Below are 21,260 nucleotides of genomic sequence, written 5' to 3'. Positions count from 1 at the left end.
GCGCCGGTCAGGCCCGCACCGATGGCCGCTTCGGTCAACGCGACGTCGACAGCACGAAGCACTAGCCAGGCCAGCGTGAGCAGCAGGCCGTAAGGAATGAATCCGGCGACCGCGGCGAACGTATCGCGCACGACGACCGTCCAGAGCGCAAGCCCCAGCAACAGGATGCCGATACCGACGGAGATCGCGGCGATCATGCACGCTCCTCCTGCCGGCGCGCGGCGCGCGCGATGAGCTGCGACACATCGGACGACGTCAGCATCACCAGCAGCCAGACCACGATCAGCTTGAGGGCGATCACGATGTGACCCGTCTGCGGCAACAGCCCCAGCACCACCATGCCCAGGCCTAGATTGTCGGCCTTGGTCAACGCGTGCAGCCGCGTGTACGTGTCCGGGAACCGCAACAGCCCGACTGTGCCGGCCACGAAAAAGACAATGCCGGCCAGCATGGCAATGATCGTGAAAATATCGGCTGCGGCTTTCATTTCCGGTCCTCTTTCGCGATATCGCCTTCTGCCTGACGATCGGCCTTGACGAAGGCGACCGACGCGAACGCCGCAAGCACGGCGAGCGTCAACGCCACATCCACGACAGCCTCGACGCCGCTTGCCGTGCCGACCAGTAGCAACGCCGCGATCCCTCCCGTGCCGAACAGTTGCGCGGCCATCATGCGGTCGGCGCGCGTGGGCCCGCGCAGCACCGACAGCAGGCCCACGGCCACCATCAGCAGCACCAGCGCGCAAACGGCGATGAGCACGTCAGCCATGACGTTCACCGCTGACCAGCGCGCCCGCGAGGCGCCGTTCTTCGTCCGCCAGTTGTTCGTCGACCCGCTTCGAGGTGTCGAGGCAGTGGTAAACGAGCCCGTCCGCGGTCTCATCTACCGGCAGCGACCCCGGCAAGACGCTCGTGATGATGGCGAATCCATTGCGCGCCGTTCCCGGCGGAAAACCGACACGATAGACCACGATACCGGGCCGCAAAGGCAGGCGCGGGTCCAACGCGCGGCGCGCCACGTCGATGCCCGCGAGCAGGGACTGCAAGAGGAAATGCGGAACGAAGACGAGTAAGGCGCCGAGCCGTACCCTTCCCGCGACGGGAGGCAGGAGCCGCAGGCTCATCTGCGTCGCGACGAGCGTCGCGATCAGGCCGCAGACGAGATCGGCCGGCTTCACGCTCGGCATCAGGATGATCCATAGCGCGAGAAAGCAAACCGCGCGTGTCAGCGCGACGCGCCAGTGCGAACGCCAGTCGAGCAGGAAAGCACGAAGCGTTGGTGAGCTCATGGAAGATACGCCTCCTCTATCGAAAAACCAGCGAGCGCGAAAACGGCGGGCGTCTGCCGGATGGCGTCAGGCCCCGGCGGCTCACGTCGCCCCGCTCGCCATCCCCGAAGACTGCGACGGCGGCCGGTCTTCCTTGCCAAACACCACCATGTACAGGGCCGGCAGGAACACCAGGGTCAGCAGCGTCGCCACCAGCAAGCCGCCCATGATCGCGAAGGCCATGGCGCCCCAGAACACCGTAGGCGCGATCGGGATCAGGCCAAGCACGGTCGAGATCGAGGTCAACATCATTGGCCGGATGCGCGATGTGCCCGAAGCGACAACGGCCTCGAGTACGCCCATGCCCTCGTGTCGAAAAGTCTCGATCTGCACGATCAGGATCAGGCCGTTCTTGGCGATCATGCCGATCAACGCAAGAATGCCCAGAATGGCGACGAAACCAAGCGGCCGGTTGAAAACCAGCAGTGCGAGCACCACGCCGATCAGGCCCAATGGCATCACCGAGACCACCATGGCCAGGCGCTTGAAGCTCACCAGCAGCAGCATCATGCTCGTCAGCATCAGCACGATCATCACCGGGACCACGGCAAATACCGAGGCTTGCGAAGTCGCGCTTTCCTCGAAGATGCCGCCAGTCGCGACGTGGTAACCCTTGGGCAGCTTCGCGTTGAACGCATCGATTTTCGGCGCGAGCGTTGCGACGACTTCGTCGGGCAGCTCGCCATGCATCACGTCGGCGCGCACCGTGAGCGTCGGCACACGGTTTCGCCGCCATATCAGCGGCGACTCCTGTTCCTCCGTGAACGTCGCGAACTGACTGAGTGGAACCATGCGCCCGCTCGGCGTGGGCACCTGCAGCGTACTCAGTGACTGCACCGTCAGCGGCTGCTCTTCCTGCGCGCGCGCCACGACGTTGACGAGGTAGATGTCGTCGCGTATCTGCGTGAGTGGCGTGCCGGTAATGACGGTGTTCATGATGGCGGCCAGCGCGGCGGAACTCACGCCTAGCTGACGCGCTTCATCCTGGTTGATGTGGATGCGGATCTGCCGGGCCGGCTCCATCCAGTCGAAATTGATGTGGCGTGTTCGCTCGTCGGAACCCACGATACCGGCCAGATCGAGTGCGGCCCTGCGCACCTGCGCCGGGTCGGGCCCCGAGACGCGATACTGCAGCGGCCACCCCACCGGCGGTCCCAGTTCCAGCGGCGACACGCGGGCGACGATACCGGGGAACTGCTCGCTCAGCGTCTTCTCCAGTTTCAATTGCAGCCGGTCGCGCGCCTCGAGACTTTTCGCGACCACGATGACCTGTGCGAAAAACGGATTGGGCAGCTGAACATTGAGGGTAAGAATAAAGCGCACTGCGCCGCGGCCCACATAGCTGCTGAAGTGATCGACATCGGGATCGCTTTTCAGAATGGCTTCGAGTCGCGCGACCTGGTCCGCGGTCGCGTGGATGGACGCGTTCTGGCGCAAGGTCAGATCCACCGTCAGCTCCGGCCGGTCCGAGGCGGGAAAGAACTGCCGCGGCACGAACCGGACGAGGAAGATCGACACCACGAACGCCGCGAGCGTGACGGCAATCGTCAACCACCTGAGCCGCAGCGCGCCGCGCAGGAAGCGGTCATAGGCCATGAGCATCTTGCCGGGCTTGCGCGGCTCCTTTTCGGCCTTGGGCGCTTTCAGGATTGCCACACCGACGAGCGGCGAGAAAATCACCGCACCGAACCACGACGCGAGCAGCGCGATGGCGACTACCGCAAAAATAGAAAACGTATATTCGCCGGCCGAACTCTTTGCGAAGCCAATCGGCACGAAACTGGAAATCGACACGAGCGTGCCGATCAGCATTGGCGCGGCCAGCGTACGGTACGCGAACGTCGCGGCCTGATCCTTGCTGTCACCGGCGGCGAGGCGGTTGATCATGGCGTCGACGGTGGTCATGGCGTCGTCGACCAGCAGGGTCAGCGCGATGATCAGCGCGCCCAGCGAGACCCGGTGCAGGTCGATGTGCACGACGTCCATGATCCCGAAGACAATCGCCAGCGTCAGCGGGATAGACAATGCCACTACCGTCCCCGGCCGTATGCCCAGACTCACGAAGCTGCACACCAGGATGATGATGATCGCCTGCCAGAGCGACGCCATGAAGTCGTTGATCGCCACGTCGACGGTATCTGACTGATTGGCGACCAGGAACGGCTCGATGCCAGCGGGCAGGTTCGCGGTGGCGTCGGCCATCTCGGCCTTCAGGTTGCGACCGAGCGCCAGTATGTCGCCCGAATCGCGCATGGCGATCGCGAGGCCGATGGCCGGCCTGCCGTTGACGCGGAACATTGGCTGTGGAGGGTCGGCGAAACCGCGTCTCACGGTGGCGATGTCGCCGAGGCGAACGATGCGCCCTCCCAGCACGAGGTTGACATTCTCGATGTCGCGTTCGGAATCGAAGGCGCCCGTCACCCTGAAGAACACCCGCTCCTGCCCGGTTTGCAGGACGCCGGTCGGCCTGATGAGATTTTGCGCTCTCAATGCGGCGACGATGGTCGGGTAGTCCAGACGCAAGCCCGCCAGACGGGTGGTCGAGAATTCGATGTAAATCTGTTCGTCCTGAGCGCTCAGGACCTCGATCTTCGACACGTCCGGCACCAGCAGCAGGCGCGAGCGAATCGCCTCGACGCGATCGCGCAACTCGCGCATGTTGTAGCCGTCGGCGGTGAAGCCGTAGATGATGCCGTAGGTGTCGCCGAAGTCGTCGTTGAAGAACGGCCCGAGCGTTCCCGCCGGGAGCGTTTGTCGCATATCGTCCACGTTTTTGCGAACCTGATACCAGACGTCCTGGACTTCGGAGGGTGGCGTGGACTGCAGAAGATCGACGAAGATTGTCGTCTGACCCGCTGTCGTATAGCTGCGTATGCGATCCAGGTGACGGGTCTCCTGCAACGTGCGTTCGAGCCGCTCGGTCACCTGCGAGAGCGTGTCGTCGACAGTGGCCCCCGGCCACGCAGCGGCCACCACCATGGTGCGGAATGTAAAGACCGGATCTTCGGCGCGCCCCAACCCCAAGAATGACAGGGTTCCCGCGACCAGCGCAGCGATCATGAGGAACACGACCAGGGGGCGCTTCGAAAGCGCCCACTCGGATAGATTCGGGCCAATCACCTGGCTGCCTCGGTCCAGTTAATTTTCTGTCCCGGCCGCAATGCCTGCACGCCGGCAGTCACGACCACGTCGCCCGTGTCGAGACCTCGCGACACCTCGACGCGGTCCTCGCCATACGCCTGAAGCTCGACCTCACGCGCCGAAACCGTCCCTGTCTTCGTATCGACCACCCAGACCGCCGGCTTCCCTCCTGGCTGGATCAGGGCGCTCGAAGGAATTTCGATGGCCGCCGCGCGCGGAAGCGTCATGTGGCCAATGACCGTACTGCCAAGGCGCATGGCTGCCGGCGGATTGAGGACTTGAACCCGGACCGCAAAGGTTCCGGTCACCGGATCGGCGCGGGGCGATACTTCGCGCACCTTACCAACGGCGGTGACCTCGGGGTTGCTGGCAAGCGCGATGACGATGTCGGGACTGGCCGGCGCGACGTCCTTGATCGCGGCGGGCACATCGAATACGGCATCCACCGCGCCCTCGCGAGCGATCTGCACGATCATGCGGCCAGCCGGAACCACCTCGCCCGGCTCCGCTCCGCGCGCCGTCACCACGCCGGCTACGTCGGAAACGAGGTCGGTATAACTCAGCCGGTTCTGCGCGATGTTGACCAACGACTGCGCCGAATCGACTTGCGACTGGGTGATCTTTGCCATCGCTTCCGACTGCTCGAACGAAGCACGCGACACGGCATGCTCCGCAAGCAGATCGCGCATGCGGGTGAACATCGTGCGCGCTTCCAGGGCTTGTGCCTGCGCGGCGGCCAACTGTGCCCGAGCGGACTGCAGGCTGCTTTCCTCGTTCATCCGGTCAAGCCGCGCCAGTACCTGGCCCGCCTTGACACGGTCCCCGACATCGACGTTGCGGGACGTCATTCTTCCGTCGATACGGAACGATTGATTGATCTCGGCCTGCGCCTGCAATCTTCCGGTCAAGGCAATGGTCGCTCCGGCCTCCTGCTTTTCTATCCTGACGACGCGTACCGGGCGCACTTCCGTCACCTGCGCCTCTTCGCCCTTACGGCAGCCCGCCAGGAGTCCGCCCGCCGCCGTTAGGCACAGCGCACACAGCGTCACGGCCAAAGGCCGCGACACCATTCGACCTGCAGCATGATTCGCAAACACTGGCGTATTCCTCTGGATCCCTGGACAGGTTGCCCGTGTCCACCGTGAAATGGCTTCGCGCCCTGTTGCGGCCCCGCCGGGCGTGCCGGTGTATTCATCCGAAAACAACGACGATTCAAGCGCTAGAACTCGACGACACCGGGCGACGTTCCAGACTGACGATGAACACCACGATCGGAATGACGTTGGCGAACGTCACGATGGTGTTGATGAACGCGGCCTGCTTCACGCCGCGAAGAACGAGGAAATGAAACAGCGAGATGTCAGCCGACGCCACGACGATGGCCGCGCCCACCACGCCGCCGACTACCCTCGCGGTCAACTGCACGCGACTCATTTTCTGCCCGGTATCGGCCATCGGTTTCCTCGGTTCGACACTTCGTTTTATCGAGAGGTCAACGACACCTGCGTTCACTTCATCGCGTCACGCGCACCGAGTTGTTGCCGAGCAGCACACGCACGCGGTCACCCGGAACGAACTGCTGATCCGCATCCTGGACAATCGACATCAGTTGCCCCGAATCCAGACGCACGACGATTTCAAGGGCTTGCCGCTGCGTGACGCGCTGCTCGACGGCATTGCCCGCCGCGCCGCCCAGCACGGCGCCGCCGATGCCCGCCGCTACGGCACCCGTGCCGCGCCCGATGTTGCTGCCAGCCGCGATGCCGCCAAGCGCGCCGCCGGTTATTGCGCCAATGCCCGTTGGACCAGGCTGGATCGTGACGGGCCGCACGGATTCGACCGTACCGAGTTCGACCACCATCACCTGCTGCGCCTGGGCCGGCGAGAAGACAGAGCCCGAAGTTGGCGCCTCGCAACCGGAAAGCGCGAACGAGGCGACTACAGAGCCAAGAAGTGTTGCAGCGAGAAAACGCATGACATTTCCCCTAATGCGGCGCATTGCGGATTCGCTAATCTATTCGGCCTGTTTGCTAACGATTCCACGCACAGTCATTAGCGAACATTCAGCCAATACGTACGCGGAGCATTGTCTTTTGCCGTCCATCCTCCGAATACCTGACGAACATTATGGAATACGATCCGCACAGATGTATTCAACGTGCCATTCGTTCGAAAATGGTTCAGCGATTCAATGTGGCGCGCATTTTTTATCCATCTGCTTCGGCTTATGTCTCTTACCGGTGCTGAACAAATCCACGCCTGGTGCAGTTCTGGAAACGGCAATACGCCGATTGCGCCCTCATTTTCGTCGCGCAAGCGGAGCGACTGATGCCTCAGGGATAGACAGGTGCGCTGGTCGATCTCCAGCACAATGCGTCGACAGCAATGACAAGCCGGGTTCGATCGCGATTGCGACGCGTCGCCTGGTTCTTGATCGGCTAACTACCACGAGATGCGTTAGCGGCTATAAAGTTTTCTCTTTCCTCCGATCTGTTTTATCGTCTGAAACACGTTGCCGCATTGCGTCGTCGCTCAGCCGTTCAATATATTGGGCTCCTGACTATTTACTATTGACTACGGGCACAAAAAGGGAGAGCGTATCCCTTGGCATCAGGTTCGCTGTTGTCTCGATCAGACCAACAATCCGAGGTAACCATGTGGATCTTCCGTGTCGATGAACCTCATCTCGGGGTCATCCGTATTCGAGAATGGCGCCGTCGCGCGCATCACACCATCGGCCTTCTCGTCATGCTGCTGGGCGGCGCCACCATCGGGCTGGTCGCCCTCGATCAGTCCAGCAACGCTTTCCCCGACAAACTGTTTACGGCTCTTTGGAACGGAGTCAATCTCATTACGACACTCGGCGCCTTCAGCGAATTCAGTCCGCCTCAAAAGGGCTTCATGCTTATGGCCATGGTCGCGACACTGCTGATCGGCGGGTTCGCAGTCTCTAGACTCACAGGCATGCTTTCGGGCGATGACGTGATGGCTTATCGGGAGAACAGAATCATGGAACGCAAGCTCGAGCAACTCGCCAATCATGTCGTGGTGGTTGGATTCCATTCTCTCGGAGAGCGGGTTGCAGACTACCTGCATGAGGAGGGAAGCACCGTGCTCGTACTCGTGGGCGATCAGGATCAGGCCAACCGGGCAACGGATTGCGGGCATCTGGTCGTACTCGGCTCGCCGGACGCCTTCGACGAAGTGCTCAAGCGTGCGCGACTCGACAGCGCGAAAGCCATGTTCGTCACGACACCCGACAGCAATAACAATCTGGCAATCACCCTGCTGGCCCATACGCTCAACCCGTCGCTCGCCATTGCCGTACCGGGCGAAAACCCCTTGCGAAAAGGGCTGCTGGAGAACGCTGGCGCGACCAACGTCGTCATCGCCGACGACATCATCGCCAAAGCACTGGTCACCCGGATTACGACTGCAGCGGAGGCCGCACAATGAAGCCCACCGCTCCTGCACCGCACCGCCTCCCTCATCTGCCTTTCCTGCAGGGACTGCTGCCCTTCAATGCCGCGCAACTGCCGCACGACATCATCGCCGGGATCACGCTGGCGGCGCTCGGCATTCCCGAAGTGATGGGATACACGAAAATTGCCGGCACCCCCACCGTGACGGGCCTCTATACGATCCTGCTGCCGCTCGTGGCGTTCGCGCTCTTTGGTGCGTCGCGACAACTGGTCGTCGCCGCCGACTCGGCCACTGCCGCCATTCTCGCGGGTACCTTGACGGCCGTCGCCGCACTCGGCAGCAAGGACTATGTCGCGCTCACGAGTACAGTCGCCTTGACGGTCGCCGCAATGCTGGTGATCGCGCGTGCTTTTCGTCTGGGTTTTCTGGCCGACTTTCTTTCCCGCAGCGCGTTGATCGGCTTCCTGACCGGCGTCGGCATCCAGGTCGCAGGAGGCGAGCTTGCCGGCCTGATCGGACTCGCCAGGCAAGGGCATGGGCCGTTGATGCAGATCGCGTCCGCGTTGCAACGCGTGGCCCAGGCCAATCTTCCGACCACGATGCTCTCGATCGCCGTGCTCGTGGTGATCATCGGCTGCAAGCGCTTCGTGCCGCGCGCACCGGGTGCGCTGATCGCCGTGATCGGCTCCATCGTGGCAAGCGGCGTGTTCAATTTTGCCGGACATGGCATCGCGGTGACGGGCGAAGTACCGGGGGGACTCCCGTCATTGTTCCTCCCACCGTTGCATATGGGCGAGATCAACCAGGTACTGATCACCGCCGCCTCATGCTTCATCGTCATCATTGCCCAGAGCGCAGCAACGGCACGCGCGTACGCCAATCGCTATAACGAAAGGGGCGACGACAACGCCGATATCATCGGGCTCGCGGCCGCCAACGCGGCGGCGGCTTTCACGGGAACATTCGTCGTGAACGGCAGCCCGACCAAGACCGAGATGCTCGACGACGCGGGCGGACGCACCCAGGTCGCCCATCTCACGACTGCCGCCATCGTGTTGCTGGTGCTGCTATTTCTCACGAGACCGCTGAGTCTGCTCCCTGCCGCCGTGTTGTCGGCCATCGTCTTCATGATCGGCGTAAAGCTGATCGACGTGAAAGGCATGATCGAACTGTATCGCATGCAGAAGGACGAGCTCGTCGTGGCGTTGCTGACTGCGGGCGTCGTCGTGTTCGTCGACGTGATGCACGGCATTCTTGCTGCCGTCGTGCTTTCCCTGATCGCGCATGCACGCCACAGCTACCGCCTGCGGACCCGGGTGCTGACGCGAGGCCCCGGCGACAGCTGGATCGCGCGACATGTCGAGCCCGATCTGCTCGCCGCACCTGGGATCGTCGTCTACCGTTTCGAAGCAGACCTGTTCTATGCGAACACCGGCCGATTCACGGAAGAGGTGCTCAAGCTTGTCAACGAAGCGAGTCCGGGGCTGCGCTGGGTGGTGATCGATGCATCGGAGATCAGCAACATCGACTACACGGCAGGCAAGACCTTGATCCAGCTAGGCGGCGAACTCGACAAGCACGGTGTGGGCATAGCCGCGGTCGCCCTCCCCTCGGGCGTCCGACACGAAATCGAGCGGTACAAGGCATTGCGTGTGAGCGGCGTGCATCGCGAGGTCTTTGCAACCGTCGATGCCGCAATCGAGGCGCTACGTGACATTTCGCCGTCTACGTCCTCAACTTCTCAAGACGCCAAGCCGCAATGAAGCGACCTGAAATGACACAGGTCCGAGCCGGCCTTGAATCGAAAAAAGGAGTGCTGCGTGCCCGATCCCGCTAACACAAAGCGCGCCGCCCCCGGCGCAGTTCTCGCTGACCCGGCTACGCCGACGGTGCAGGAAGACCCATCCACACTCTTTGCGGGGCGTGGCTCGCTGGCCGATCGCGTCAGACGGGGCAAGACGGCTCGCAAGGAAGTGCCGCGCGAGAAGCTCGCCGAATGCCGGATTGCAGATCGCGATCCCATCGCACTCCTCGACGCTTCCAACGTGGGGCGGGTAGTCGAACTGATACCCATCCGTTATGGACGGATGGTCGCGAGTCCGTTCGCGTTCTATCGCGGTGCGGCGCCGCTCATGGCGCACGATCTGTCGACGCTGCCGCATTCCAACGTGATCGTGCAACTGGGTGGCGATGCGCACCTGGCCAACTTCGGACTGTTCGCGAGCCCCGAGCGGCGCGTCCTGTTCGGCCCCAACGACTTCGACGAGACGCTGCCTGGACCATTCGACTGGGACGTACGCAGACTCGCGACATCGTTCGTGATCGCTGCGCGCGAGCGCGGATTTACCTTGCGTGACCAGCAACGCATCGTGCGCCGGTTGTGCGCAACCTTCCGCCAACGGCTCGCCGACTTCAGCCGCATGGACACGCTCGACGTCTGGTACTGCCAGTTCAAGGCGGCGAGCATGCTGGCCATTGCCGATTCCGTCGAAGAAAGGAACAAGGAACTGGCCGTCATCGAAAAGGCAAGACAACAGTCGTCGCGTACCGTGCTGACTCATGCAACCGAGGTGATCAACGGCAAGCTGCGGATCAAGGATGTCCCGCCGCTCGTGTATCACGTACCGCTGGAGAGCGCGAGTGACAGCAAGCAGTACAACGCGATGGTACGGCGCTTCTTCGCCGACTACCGGCTGACGCTTCCCGACGACAGGCGCGCACTCTTCGACCGATATGAACTGGTGGATGTCGCCATTCGTGTGGTGGGCACCGGCTCGGTCGGAACGCGTTGCTATGAGGCGCTTTTCATGGCCGACGGCGATTGCCCGCTTTTCCTTCAACTCAAGGAGGCGCGCGCTTCCGTGCTGGAGGGCTATCTGCCGCCGAGCCGCTACCCCAACCATGGTCAACGTGTGGTCAACGGGCAGCGTCTGCTGCAGTCCGCCAGTGACATCTTCCTCGGATGGTCGAAGATGCGCCACACCGGCAACGACTTCTACGTGAGGCAATTGCGCGACATGAAGGGCGCCTTCGACTTCACGACCTTCGACGTCGAAGATCTCGGCGAGTATGCGGTTTCCTGCGCCCACGCGTTGGCCCATTCGATGGCAAAGGCAGGCGATCCCGCGTTGCTCAGCGGATATGCGGGCAAGTCAGCGGTATTCGACGAAGCCATCGTGCGATTCTCGCTCGCCTACGCAGAACAAAATGAGCGGGACTGGGCGGTTTTGAAAGCGGCAGTCAAGGCGGGACGCATTCAGGTCATTCGTCAATAGGATTCGAGCGCCGTTCAGTCCGGAGCGGTGACGCGCGCCGCTGATCCCCTGCGCGCCGGGTCCGTAGACGCCGCTCGACCCTTCATGCCCCCAATCCGTACCGTTGAGCGTCTCCACAACTGTACCGGTACTGTACCGCGAACTGTCGATAAACTGGGTTCCGTCGAATCTGTCTTCTCTTTCCGGAGCCCCTCGCATCATGCTGCCCGAAATGCTCAGTGCGCTGCCCGCCGGCATGCTTTTCGTCGTGGTCACGACCATCACGCCCGGCCCCAATAACACCATGTTGCTCGCTTCCGGCGTCAACTTCGGTTTTCGTCGCACGGTGCCGCACATTCTCGGCATCAGCGCTGGCGTGGTCGTGCTCATGCTCTCGGTGGGCTTCGGGCTTGGTCAGGTGTTCAGGCACATCCCGTCGCTCTATACCGTGCTGGAGGTCGCGAGCATTGCGTACCTGCTGTATCTGGCGTGGAAAATCGGCACCTCGGGCGACATCAAGGTGAAGAGCGGCGAACACCGTCCCATGCGCTTTCACGAAGCCATCGCGTTCCAGTGGGTGAATCCCAAGGCGTGGATGATGGTGCTCACGGCCGCCACCACGATCCGCCTTTCCACGAACTTCGGCACCAACACGATGGCGATGGCCTTCCTGTTCTATGTGATTGGTCTGCCCTGCATCTGCATCTGGGCCGCGTTCGGCACCAGCATGCGGCGTTTTCTGTCGAATCCGCGACGACTGCGCGCCTTCAATGTCTTCATGGCACTTTCGCTGCTCGTCTCGCTGTATCCGATGTTTGCGCATTTGCTTCAACATTAAGACGACCCGCCGCCCTTCACCCGTTCAAACGCTACAATCGCAAGCGGGAAACATGGGCGGCGGAGTCACACTTTGTCTGAGTTTGAAGCGGGTTTTATTCTCACCCGCCATTGGCGCGATACGGGCGAACACACCGAGGTCGACTTCTGGCTCGCGACCGACGCGGGGCCGCGCCAGCTGCGCCTGCGCCCCCAGCCCTCTGTCGCGTTCGTGCCGGCCGCCCAGGAAGCCGCGGCCCGCGCCGCGCTGAAGGGCGACGCACGCGCCGAGCTACGCCCGCTCAATTTGTGCGACTTCCAGCGCCGCCCGGTGCTTGGGCTCTATTCCCCGCAATATCGCGCCCTGGCCGGGCACGCAAGGCGCCTCGCCAAAGCGGGCGTCGACGTCTACGAAGCCGATATCCAGCCGCCGGAGCGCTACATGATGGAGCGCTTCATCACGGCGCCCGTGCTGTTTCGCGGCGATGCGGGCAGCCCGCAAGAAAGCGGCGTGCTGCTCGAAGGCGAGATGAAACCCGCCAACGGTTATCGCCCGCAGTTGAAACTGGTGTCGCTCGACATCGAAACGAGCGCCCAGGGCGAGCTTTATTCGATCGCGCTCGAAGGCTGCGGACAGCGCCAGGTCTATATGCTCGGCCCCGCAAATGGCGATGCGAGCCCGATCGACTTCGACTTCGAATACTGCGAAAGCCGCGCGCAGATGCTCGAACGCCTCAACGCATGGATGGCGCAGCACGATCCCGACGCGATCATCGGCTGGAATCTCGTGCAGTTCGATCTGCGCGTGTTGCACGCGCACGCCCAGCAAACCGGCGTGCCGCTGCGTCTTGGGCGCGGCGGCGAGGTGATGGAGTGGCGCGAGCACGGCATGCGCGAGAATCACTTCTTCGCGGGCGCCGCGGGGCGCCTCATCATCGACGGCATCGAGGCGCTGCGCTCGGCCACCTGGAGCTTCCCGTCGTTCAGCCTCGAATACGTCTCGCAGGCGCTGCTCGGCGAGGGCAAGTCGATCGACAATCCGTATCAGCGCATGGACGAGATCCAGCGCCGTTTCGACGAAGACAAACCCGCGCTGGCCATCTACAACCTCAAGGATTGCGAGTTGGTCACGCGCGTCTTCGAGAAAACCGAGCTGATGGCGTTTCTGCTCGAACGCGCGTCCGTCACAGGGCTACCCGTGGATCGAAGCGGCGGTTCGGTCGCCGCGTTCACGCATCTGTATCTGCCGAAAATGCATCGGCTCGGCTACGTCGCGCCGAATCTCGGCGACGTGGTGGGCGAAAACAGCCCCGGCGGCTTCGTCATGGACTCGCGCCCCGGCATCTACGATTCGGTGCTCGTGCTCGATTACAAGAGCCTCTACCCCTCGATCATCCGCACCTTCCTGATCGATCCCGTCGGGCTCATCGAAGGTCTGAACGATCCCAGCGACGAAGCGTCCGTGCCCGGCTTTCTCGGCGCGCGCTTCTCGCGCGAGAAGCACTGTCTGCCCGAAATCGTGCGCCAGGTGTGGGAGGGCCGCGAACATGCGAAGCGGCAGCACAACGCCCCGCTTTCGCAGGCGCTCAAGATCATCATGAACGCATTTTACGGCGTGCTCGGATCGACCGGTTGCCGCTTTTTCGATCCGCGCCTCGCCTCTTCGATCACGATGCGCGGGCACGAGATCATGCGCAGAACCCGTCAGCTGATCGAGGCGCAAGGCTACGACGTGATCTACGGCGACACCGACTCGACCTTCGTCTGGCTCAAGCACGCGCACAGCGAAGCCGACGCCACGCGCACCGGCAAGCAGCTCGTCGAACACGTCAACGCCTGGTGGAAGGCCGAACTGCAGGAACGCTTCGGTCTCCAAAGCGCTCTGGAGCTGCAGTTCGAGCGCCACTATTCGCGCTTTCTCATGCCCACGGTGCGCGGCGCGGAAGAAGGCAGCAAGAAGCGCTACGCCGGCCTCACACTCGCGAAGAACGGCGGCGAAGAAGTCGTGTTCAAGGGCCTCGAAACCGTGCGCACCGACTGGACGCCGCTCGCGCAGGAATTCCAGCGCGAACTGTACCGGCGCATTTTCCAGCGCGAGCCCTACGTGGAGTACATCCGCGACTATGTGCGGCGCACGCTCAACGGCGAACTCGACGACCAGCTCGTCTACCGCAAGCGCCTGCGGCGGCCGCTCGTCGAGTACCAGCGCAACGTGCCGCCGCACGTGCGGGCAGCCCGCGTCGCGGACGAGTTCAATCGCGCGAAAGGCCGACCGCTCCAGTATCAGAACGGCGGCTGGATCAGCTACGTGATGACGACGGCCGGCCCCGAGCCGCTCGAAACGCTGAGTTCGCCGCTCGACTACGCGTTCTATGTGAGCCGCCAGCTACAGCCGGTTGCGGACGCGATTCTGCCGTTCCTGCGCGAGGATTTCGATACGTTGATGTCGGGGCAGCAGAGTCTGTTTTAAGCGTGGGCCATCTTGAGCGCCCTAACGAGCGCGCTCAATGAACCGCCACAGCGCATCGTCCGTCGAATATGGCGCGTTGAAGCGAAACCACGCGCTCGGTTCGTCGTCGGGCCTGAAATACGAGCCAGGCGCGAGCCAGATGCCGTCGCGCAACGCCGCCGTCGCGATCGCGCCGGCCCGTTCGGGTTCGATGGCAAGGCGCGCCCACACGAACAAGCCCGCGCGCGGCCGGTGGAATATCTCGAGGCCCAGCGCATCGAGCCGCTCCTCCACGCAGGCATGCGCGGCCTTCAGCCGTTCGTTCACGAGTTCGACGTGGCGCGCGTGGCGTCCTTCGAGCAAGACCTTGTCGACCATGCGCTCGATGGTCGCCGACGAGGTGAGCCCCACTGCCATCTTCGCGCGCGCCAGTTCGCGCAGCACATCGCGCTCGGCGACCACATAGCCGCAACGCAGCGAAGGCGTGACCGTCTTCGAAAAGCCGCTGACGTACAGCACGCGCTGCAAGCCTTCCATCGCCGCGAGCAACGGCGCGCCTGGCGGCGCAAGCTCGCGGCTCACATCGTCCTCCACGACCCACATGCGCTGGCGCTCGGCGATCTGCAGCAAGCGGAAGGCGTTCGACATCGCATATGTCGCGCCGGTGGGATTCTGCAGCGTCGTGTTCACGAAGATCGCCTTCGGCTGGTGCGCCGCCACCTGGCGCTCGAGCGCCTCGATGTCGAGCCCTGCCGGCGTACGCGGCACGCCATGCACCGTGAGCCCCGCGAGCTTGAGAATCTGCAGCAGATTGCAGTAGCCGGGGTCTTCCACGAGCACCGTGTCGCCGGGCCGCAGCAGCGTACGCACGATAAGGTCGAGCCCCTGCGTCGCGCCCTGCGTGAGCAGGACGTTCGACACCTCGACAGGCAGCCCCTGACGATCGAGCTGCGCCGCGATGCGCTCGCGCAGCGGCGCGTAACCGTACGGGTGCCCGTAGTCGCCAAGACGCACGGCCGGCACCCGGCTCATGGCGCGCAAGGCGTGCTGCAGGCCGCTTTCGTTGATCCACTCGCCCGGCACCCAGCCGCAGCCCGCTTTGATCGGCACCGAATGATCGGCGAACACGTCGGAGAGCAGCCAGGTCGCCGTCAGCGTGGGCGGCTGCCAGCCAGCCGCGCTCGCCCGCGCCGACTCGCTGCGGGGCGCCACGCGGTAGCCCGAGCCGCGCCGCGCGACGACGAAGCCCATCGAAACGAGACGGTTGTACGCCTCGGTCACTGTATAGGTCGATAGTTCGTGCGATTGCGCGAGCTGGCGCACCGAGGGCAGGAGCGCCCCGGCGCGCAGCGTTTGCGCTTCGATCGCGCGCGCGAAGCCCTGCACGAGCTGCTCGACAAGCGTCGTCGTGACGCCGCGGCCGCGCTCAAGTTCGAGTTCGATCATCGGGAAAGCAAGCGTATAGTGCGAGGGAAAACCCGTACGATTCCCGGTGCCGACCAATACAGTTGGCGAGAATTGTCCAGCACGGTTTGCAGATCAGTATAGAGACTGTCTATGCCGTCGTTCAAGCCTCGGCGCTACAGTTGAGCCAAACCTACCTGAGGAGAAGCACGCATGACTTCGCGCCCCGTCATCGACGATCTCTCGTCGTTCTGGATGCCCTTCACCGCCAATCGCCAGTTCAAGGCCGCGCCGCGCCTGCTCGAATCGGCCAAGGGCATGTACTACCGCACGACCGACGGCCGCGAAGTGCTGGACGGCAGCGCGGGCCTCTGGTGTGTGAACGCGGGCCATGCGCGTGAGGAAATCGTCGCGGCCATCGCCCAGCAGGCCGCTACGCTCGACTTCGCCCCCACGTTCCAGATGGGCCACCCGCTCGCGTTCGAAGCGGCCCAGAAGATCGCCGAAATCATGCCGGCCGGCCTCGACCGTGTGTTCTTCACGAACTCCGGCTCCGAGTCGGTCGACACCGCACTGAAGATCGCGCTCGCCTACCATCGCGCACGCGGCGAAGGCCAGCGCACCAAGCTGATCGGCCGTGAGCGCGGCTATCACGGCGTGGGCTTCGGCGGCATTTCGGTGGGCGGCATCGGCCCGAATCGCAAGGCGTTCTCGGGCCAGCTGCTGCCCGCAGTCGATCATCTGCCGCACACGCACAATCTCGAGCACAACGCGTTCTCGAAGGGCCAGCCGGCCTGGGGCGCCCATCTCGCGGAAGACCTCGAGCGCATCGTCGCGCTGCACGACGCCTCGACCATCGCCGCCGTGATCGTCGAACCCGTGGCAGGCTCGACCGGCGTGCTGATTCCGCCGCAAGGCTATCTGCAGCGTCTGCGCGAGATTTGCGCGAAGCACGGCATCCTGCTGATTTTCGACGAAGTCATCACGGGCTTCGGGCGCCTCGGCAAGGCCACGGCCAGCGAGTATTTCGGCGTGACGCCGGACATCATCACCATGGCCAAGGCGATCAACAACGCCGCCGTGCCGATGGGCGGCGTGGCCGCGAGCCGCGCGGTTCACGACACGATCGTGAATAGCGGCGCGCAGGGCGCAATCGAGCTGTTCCACGGCTACACCTATTCGGCGCACCCGCTCGCCGCCGCCGCCGCGATCGCGACGCAGGATCTGTATCGCCGCGAGGGCCTGTTCGAGCGCGCCGACGCGCTCGCGCCGAAGTTCGAGGCCGCCGCGCATGCACTGCGCGGCGAGAAGCACGTGAAAGACGTGCGCAATCTTGGCCTCGTTGCCGGCGTCGAACTGGACTCTCGCGACGGCGCACCGGGCGCGCGCGCTTACGAGGTTTTCGTGAAGTGCTTCGAGGCGGGCGTGCTGATCCGCTTCACGGGCGACATCCTGGCGTTCTCGCCGCCGCTCATCGTGACCGAAGAGGAAATCGCACGCCTGTTCGGCACGGTGCGCGACGTGCTCGCCACGGTGCAGTAACGCGCGAGGCGCGAGCTAACGGCTTACGCGCGCCTGCTTTCATTTGGTAATCCGCCGCAAGGGCGGCCCGGGCTCGGGCCGCCCTTTCTTTTTCCGGCCGTCGGCGCGCCAGGACCCGGTTCAAGCACAGCGCGCGCCATCGGCGTATCGTTGCCCTATCCGCCATAAGAAACGCGATTGCGGCGAGCGCGCATCGACCGACGTGCGCTGGCCAGGAGGGAATCTCATGAAGATGCCAGTCCGCATCGGCACGCATATCGAGGGCGTCCACTGGATCGCCGAGTATATGGAAGCGACCCATCAAATCCGTGTGTTCCGTGACGGCCGCGTGGTCGACACGATCCCCGCGCCCGCGGCCATGTTCGGCGAAGAGCGCGACGCGGGTTCGGCCAGCGACGCAGCGAGCCGCGCCGAGGAAGCCGCGCTGCTCGCCTGCCTGCGTCGCTACGTAGCCGACGTGCAGCCGGAAGAATAGGACTCTTGATCATTGTCCCTGCCTCTTGCAAGGAGAGCTCGCCGATGAACGAGCGCAACGATCGCTTCCCGCCGCAGCTTATCGAAACCGATGCGCTCATCATCGGCGCCGGGCCGGTGGGACTTTTCCAGGTATTCGAACTGGGCCTGATGGAAATCCACGCGCACGTGGTCGACTCGCTGCCGGTGGTGGGCGGCCAGTGTGCCGAGCTATACCCCGACAAGCCGATCTACGATATTCCGGCGGTGCTGATGTGCACTGGCCAACAGCTCGTCGATGCGCTGATGCAGCAGATCGAGCCTTTTGGCGCGACGTTCCATCTCGGCCAGGAAGTGCAAATCGTCGAGCCGCGCGCCGACGGCCGCTTTTTCGTGCAGACGAGCAAGGGCACGCAGTTTCTGGCGAAGACGGTGTTCATCGCGGCGGGCGTGGGCTCGTTTCAGCCGCGCACGCTCAAGCTGAGCGGCATCGAGCGCTACCGCGACACGCAGCTGTTCTACCGCGTGCGCGATCTCGAACCCTTTCGCGACAAGGACGTCGTGGTGTGTGGCGGCGGGGATTCGGCGCTCGACTGGGCGCTCCAGCTCGTGGACGTCGCGCAGAGCGTGATTCTGCTGCACCGGCGCGAGGGCTATCGCGCCGCGCCGGCAACCGTCGCGAAGATGCACGCGCTATGCGAGGAATGGCGCATGCAGTCCATCGTCGGCCAGCTGACCGGCTTCGACGACGAAGGCGGCAAGCTCAAACGCATCAAGGTGACGGGCGGCGACGGCGTCACGCGCTCGCTGGATCTCGACTACCTGCTCGTGTTCTACGGCTTGTCGCCGCAACTCGGGCCGATCGCGCAATGGGGCCTCGAGATCGAGCGCAAGCAGTTGCCCGTGGATACGGCGCGCTTCGAGACGAGCGTGCCGGGCATCTTTGCCGTCGGCGATATCAATACTTATCCGGGCAAGAAGAAGCTGATTCTCTCCGGCTTTCACGAAGCCGCGCTCGCTGCGTTCGGCGCGGCGCATCACGTGTTTCCCGAGAAGAAAATCCATCTGCAGTACACGACGACCAGCACGCGCCTGCACAAGGTGCTCGGCGTGGAGTCGCCGGTATTCGACTGAACGCGGGGCGCATGCCCCGCGCGTTGTTACCACACGATCAGCCCTGCTCGGCGTCCTGCTCGCGGAAGATGCGGTCGGCGAGATGGAACGCCGAGTTCGCCGCCGGCACGCCGCAGTAAATCGCTGTCTGCAGCAGCACTTCCTTGATCTCGTCGCGCGTGACGCCGTTGTTGCGCGCGGCGCGCAGATGCAGCGCGAGTTCTTCGCTGCGGTTGAGCGCGACCATCATCGCGATCGTCAGCAGGCTGCGCGTGTGGCGCGGCAAGCCATCGCGCGTCCAGATCTCGCCCCACGCGTAGCGCGAAATGAAGTTCTGGAATTCCTCGGTCACTTCGGTGCGGTTGGCGAGCGAGCGATCGACGTGCGCGTCGCCCAGCACCGCGCGGCGCACCTTCATGCCGGCTTCGTAGCGGTCTTCGTCGTTCATCACGCCCCCAGCAGGAAATCGACCACGATCTTGTTGTACTCGTCCGCCAGCTCGACGTTCGAGATGTGCGCGGCGTTCAGCTCGACATAGCGCGCGCCCGGCACCGATTCGGCCAGTTCGCGCCCTTGGGCGGGCGTCGCGGCCAGATCGTGCGTACCCGAGATCACGAGCGTGCGCGCCTTGATCGACGGCGCCTCGCCGCGCAGATCGGCGGCATTGATCGCTTCGCAGTTCGAAGCATAGCCGTCCTTGTCCGTATGCACGAACACGTCGCGAACCTGCGACATCACGAGTGCATTGTTGGCGATGAATTCGGGCGTGTACCAGCGCGGGAGCACCGCTTCGGCGAGCGCGAGCATGCCTTCGCTGCGAGCCTTCGCCGCACGCGGCACCCACACCTCCGGCGAGCCGATCTTTGCGGCCGTATTGCACAGCACGAGGCGATCGATGCGGTTGGCGTAACGCGCGCCGAGGCCGACGCCGGTCAGGCCGCCCATCGAAACGCCCGCGAAATGCGCGCGTTCGATGCCGAGCTGGTCCATCAGCCCGATCACGTCGCCGGTCAGTTGCTCGATGGTGTACGGGCCCAGCGGCGCCGCCGAGTGGCCGTGGCCGCGCGTGTCGTAGCGCAGCACGCGGAAATGCTTCGTGAACTCGACGATCTGCGGCGTCCACATCGACACGTCGCTACCGAGCGAATTCGACAGAACCACCCATGGCGCCGAATGGTTCTCCGCACCGTCGATGCGGTAGAACAAATGCGTGTCGTTGACGGCTGCGTAAGGCATGCGTGTTACTCCTCGTGTGTCTTCTGTGATCAATGGGGCGTGCGTTACTTCGCTTTCGCTTCATACGACGCGAGCACCGCGTCGACGAAGGCATGGGCCTGGCCCACGTAATTGGCCGGATCGAGCAGCGCCTTAAGGCGCGCTTCGTCCAGGTGCCTCGTGACGGCGGGATCCGCCGCGAGGACTTCGTACAGCGTACGGCCGCTTTGCACCGCGGATTTCGATGCGTGCTCAACGAGATGATGCGCGTCCAGGCGCCCGATCTGGTCGCCGAGCGCGAGCATCACGGCCTCGCCGAGAATGAGTCCGTGCGTGATGTCGAGATTCGCCGCGAGCCGTTCGGGCCGCACTTCGAGTCCGGCCGTGATTTGCTCGATCTGCGCGAGCGCGCCGCCGGCGAGGCGCGCGAGATCGGGTAGCGCATCCCACTCGGCTTGCCAGCCGCCGAGCGCGCGCTCGTGTTCCTGAACCATGCCGGCGAACACCGTCGCGACGAGCCCCGGCGCGCGTGCGGCAGCCGTCAGGACAGCTGCGCAACCCACGGGATTGCGCTTGTGCGGCATGGTCGAGGAACCGCCCTTGCCTGCCGCCGCCGGTTCACCCAGTTCGCCGACTTCGGTCTGCATCTGCAAGGAGATATCGCGCGCGATCTTGCCGAGCGTGCCGATGAGCATGCCGAAGAACGATGCGGCTTCGGCAATGCGGTCGCGCTGCGTGTGCCACGGCAACGCAGGCAGCGCGAGAACGAGTTCTTGCGCGAGCGCAGCGCTCACCGCCGGGGCGGCGTCGCGCAGGCTCGCGAGCGTGCCGGCCGCGCCGCCGAACTGCAGCACGAGCGCGCGCTCGCGCAGCACGACGAGGCGTTCGCGATGGCGCAGCACCGCGTCGAGCCATTGCGCGAACTTCAATCCGAGCGTGATGGGCAGCGCCTGCTGCAGCCACGTGCGCCCGACCGCGGGCGTCGCGCGATGCGTGCGCGCGAGGTCCGCCAGCGTCGCGCAGAGCGCGTCGATGCCGCGCTCGATCAACGCGAGCGCATCGCGCAACTGCAGCACCGTTGCCGTGTCGATGATGTCCTGGCTCGTGGCGCCCCAGTGCACGT

General features: G+C 64.0%; 20 protein-coding genes. 8 read left to right on the top strand and 12 right to left on the bottom strand.

Annotation, left to right across the window (positions count from 1 at the left end; translation table 11 throughout):
* From AB4Y43_RS38195 to AB4Y43_RS38160, 8 genes are all read right to left on the bottom strand, one after another.
* Window positions 1-197, bottom strand: a 197-nt coding sequence (locus AB4Y43_RS38195) for a hydrogenase subunit MbhD domain-containing protein (RefSeq protein ID WP_368730111.1), incomplete at its 3' end; no start/stop codon positions are given.
* Entirely contained in the window at window positions 194-487 is a 294-nt protein-coding gene (mnhG, locus tag AB4Y43_RS38190; RefSeq protein WP_069267110.1) for a monovalent cation/H(+) antiporter subunit G, read from the bottom strand. The genes AB4Y43_RS38195 and mnhG, both read right to left, overlap by 4 nt.
* Window positions 484-768 carry a monovalent cation/H+ antiporter complex subunit F gene (locus AB4Y43_RS38185; RefSeq protein WP_069267111.1) on the bottom strand — a complete coding sequence of 95 codons (285 nt, stop codon included), beginning with the start codon at window positions 766-768 and terminating at the stop codon, window positions 484-486. Before AB4Y43_RS38185 ends, mnhG begins: the two co-directional genes overlap by 4 nt.
* Entirely contained in the window at window positions 761-1,288 is a 528-nt protein-coding gene (locus AB4Y43_RS38180) for a Na+/H+ antiporter subunit E (RefSeq protein ID WP_368730110.1), read from the bottom strand. Before AB4Y43_RS38180 ends, AB4Y43_RS38185 begins: the two co-directional genes overlap by 8 nt.
* 81 nt (window positions 1,289-1,369) lie before the next feature.
* A complete protein-coding gene (locus tag AB4Y43_RS38175) occupies window positions 1,370-4,447 on the bottom strand; it encodes an efflux RND transporter permease subunit (protein ID WP_368730109.1) in 3,078 nt (1,025 codons plus the stop codon).
* Complete coding sequence (locus AB4Y43_RS38170) at window positions 4,444-5,517, bottom strand: efflux RND transporter periplasmic adaptor subunit (protein WP_368730112.1); 1,074 nt, start codon at window positions 5,515-5,517, stop codon at window positions 4,444-4,446. Before AB4Y43_RS38170 ends, AB4Y43_RS38175 begins: the two co-directional genes overlap by 4 nt.
* A gap of 163 nt (window positions 5,518-5,680) precedes the next feature.
* Window positions 5,681-5,980 (bottom strand): hypothetical protein, encoded by a 300-nt coding sequence (locus AB4Y43_RS38165; RefSeq protein ID WP_368730108.1) that lies wholly within the window; start codon window positions 5,978-5,980, stop codon window positions 5,681-5,683.
* Window position 5,981: 1 nt separating this feature from the next.
* Window positions 5,982-6,443: a hypothetical protein gene (locus AB4Y43_RS38160; protein ID WP_069267116.1), complete on the bottom strand. Its 462-nt coding sequence runs from the start codon at window positions 6,441-6,443 to the stop codon at window positions 5,982-5,984.
* A 680-nt stretch (window positions 6,444-7,123) separates the two neighbouring features.
* Here AB4Y43_RS38160 and AB4Y43_RS38155 point away from each other — a divergent pair.
* The 5 genes from AB4Y43_RS38155 (at window position 7,124) to AB4Y43_RS38135 (ending at window position 14,431) form a co-directional block, all read left to right on the top strand.
* Window positions 7,124-7,924, top strand: a complete 801-nt coding sequence (locus tag AB4Y43_RS38155) for a TrkA family potassium uptake protein (protein WP_368730107.1) — start codon at window positions 7,124-7,126, stop codon at window positions 7,922-7,924.
* On the top strand, window positions 7,921-9,654 hold the full coding sequence (locus tag AB4Y43_RS38150; RefSeq protein WP_368730106.1) for a SulP family inorganic anion transporter: 1,734 nt from the start codon (window positions 7,921-7,923) through the stop codon (window positions 9,652-9,654). Before AB4Y43_RS38155 ends, AB4Y43_RS38150 begins: the two co-directional genes overlap by 4 nt.
* 57 nt (window positions 9,655-9,711) lie before the next feature.
* Window positions 9,712-11,166 carry a DUF2252 domain-containing protein gene (locus AB4Y43_RS38145; RefSeq protein ID WP_368730105.1) on the top strand — a complete coding sequence of 485 codons (1,455 nt, stop codon included), beginning with the start codon at window positions 9,712-9,714 and terminating at the stop codon, window positions 11,164-11,166.
* Between the two features lie 199 nt (window positions 11,167-11,365).
* Window positions 11,366-11,983, top strand: coding sequence for a LysE family translocator (locus AB4Y43_RS38140; protein WP_342946268.1), 618 nt, complete (start codon window positions 11,366-11,368; stop codon window positions 11,981-11,983).
* A gap of 72 nt (window positions 11,984-12,055) precedes the next feature.
* Window positions 12,056-14,431: a DNA polymerase II gene (locus AB4Y43_RS38135; protein WP_368730104.1), complete on the top strand. Its 2,376-nt coding sequence runs from the start codon at window positions 12,056-12,058 to the stop codon at window positions 14,429-14,431.
* Between the two features lie 21 nt (window positions 14,432-14,452).
* Here the strand turns inward: AB4Y43_RS38135 and AB4Y43_RS38130 are convergent, their stop codons facing one another.
* Window positions 14,453-15,856, bottom strand: coding sequence for a PLP-dependent aminotransferase family protein (locus tag AB4Y43_RS38130; RefSeq protein WP_368684783.1), 1,404 nt, complete (start codon window positions 15,854-15,856; stop codon window positions 14,453-14,455).
* 171 nt (window positions 15,857-16,027) lie between these two features.
* On the opposite strand from AB4Y43_RS38130, the gene AB4Y43_RS38125 reads away from it, so the two are divergent.
* The 3 genes from AB4Y43_RS38125 to AB4Y43_RS38115 all read left to right on the top strand — a co-directional run bounded on the left by AB4Y43_RS38125 (window position 16,028) and on the right by AB4Y43_RS38115 (window position 18,943).
* Window positions 16,028-17,356: an aspartate aminotransferase family protein gene (locus AB4Y43_RS38125; RefSeq protein WP_368730103.1), complete on the top strand. Its 1,329-nt coding sequence runs from the start codon at window positions 16,028-16,030 to the stop codon at window positions 17,354-17,356.
* Between the two features lie 226 nt (window positions 17,357-17,582).
* Entirely contained in the window at window positions 17,583-17,831 is a 249-nt protein-coding gene (locus AB4Y43_RS38120; RefSeq protein ID WP_069267122.1) for a hypothetical protein, read from the top strand.
* A gap of 44 nt (window positions 17,832-17,875) precedes the next feature.
* A complete protein-coding gene (locus AB4Y43_RS38115) occupies window positions 17,876-18,943 on the top strand; it encodes an NAD(P)/FAD-dependent oxidoreductase (protein ID WP_368730102.1) in 1,068 nt (355 codons plus the stop codon).
* Window positions 18,944-18,980: 37 nt separating this feature from the next.
* Here the strand turns inward: AB4Y43_RS38115 and pcaC are convergent, their stop codons facing one another.
* From pcaC to AB4Y43_RS38100, 3 genes are all read right to left on the bottom strand, one after another.
* Complete coding sequence (gene pcaC, locus AB4Y43_RS38110; RefSeq protein WP_069267124.1) at window positions 18,981-19,370, bottom strand: 4-carboxymuconolactone decarboxylase; 390 nt, start codon at window positions 19,368-19,370, stop codon at window positions 18,981-18,983.
* Window positions 19,370-20,158, bottom strand: coding sequence for a 3-oxoadipate enol-lactonase (gene pcaD, locus AB4Y43_RS38105; protein WP_069267125.1), 789 nt, complete (start codon window positions 20,156-20,158; stop codon window positions 19,370-19,372). Before pcaD ends, pcaC begins: the two co-directional genes overlap by 1 nt.
* Before the next feature lie 44 nt (window positions 20,159-20,202).
* Window positions 20,203-21,260 (bottom strand): 3-carboxy-cis,cis-muconate cycloisomerase (locus tag AB4Y43_RS38100; protein WP_368730101.1); only part of this gene is annotated, 1,058 nt, incomplete at its 5' end.

Source organism: Paraburkholderia sp. BR10872 (assembly GCF_040965835.1).
GTDB lineage: Bacteria > Pseudomonadota > Gammaproteobacteria > Burkholderiales > Burkholderiaceae > Paraburkholderia > Paraburkholderia nodosa_A.
Note: the sequence above shows the minus strand (reverse complement) of the source record. Positions and strands in the feature narration are given on the sequence as shown.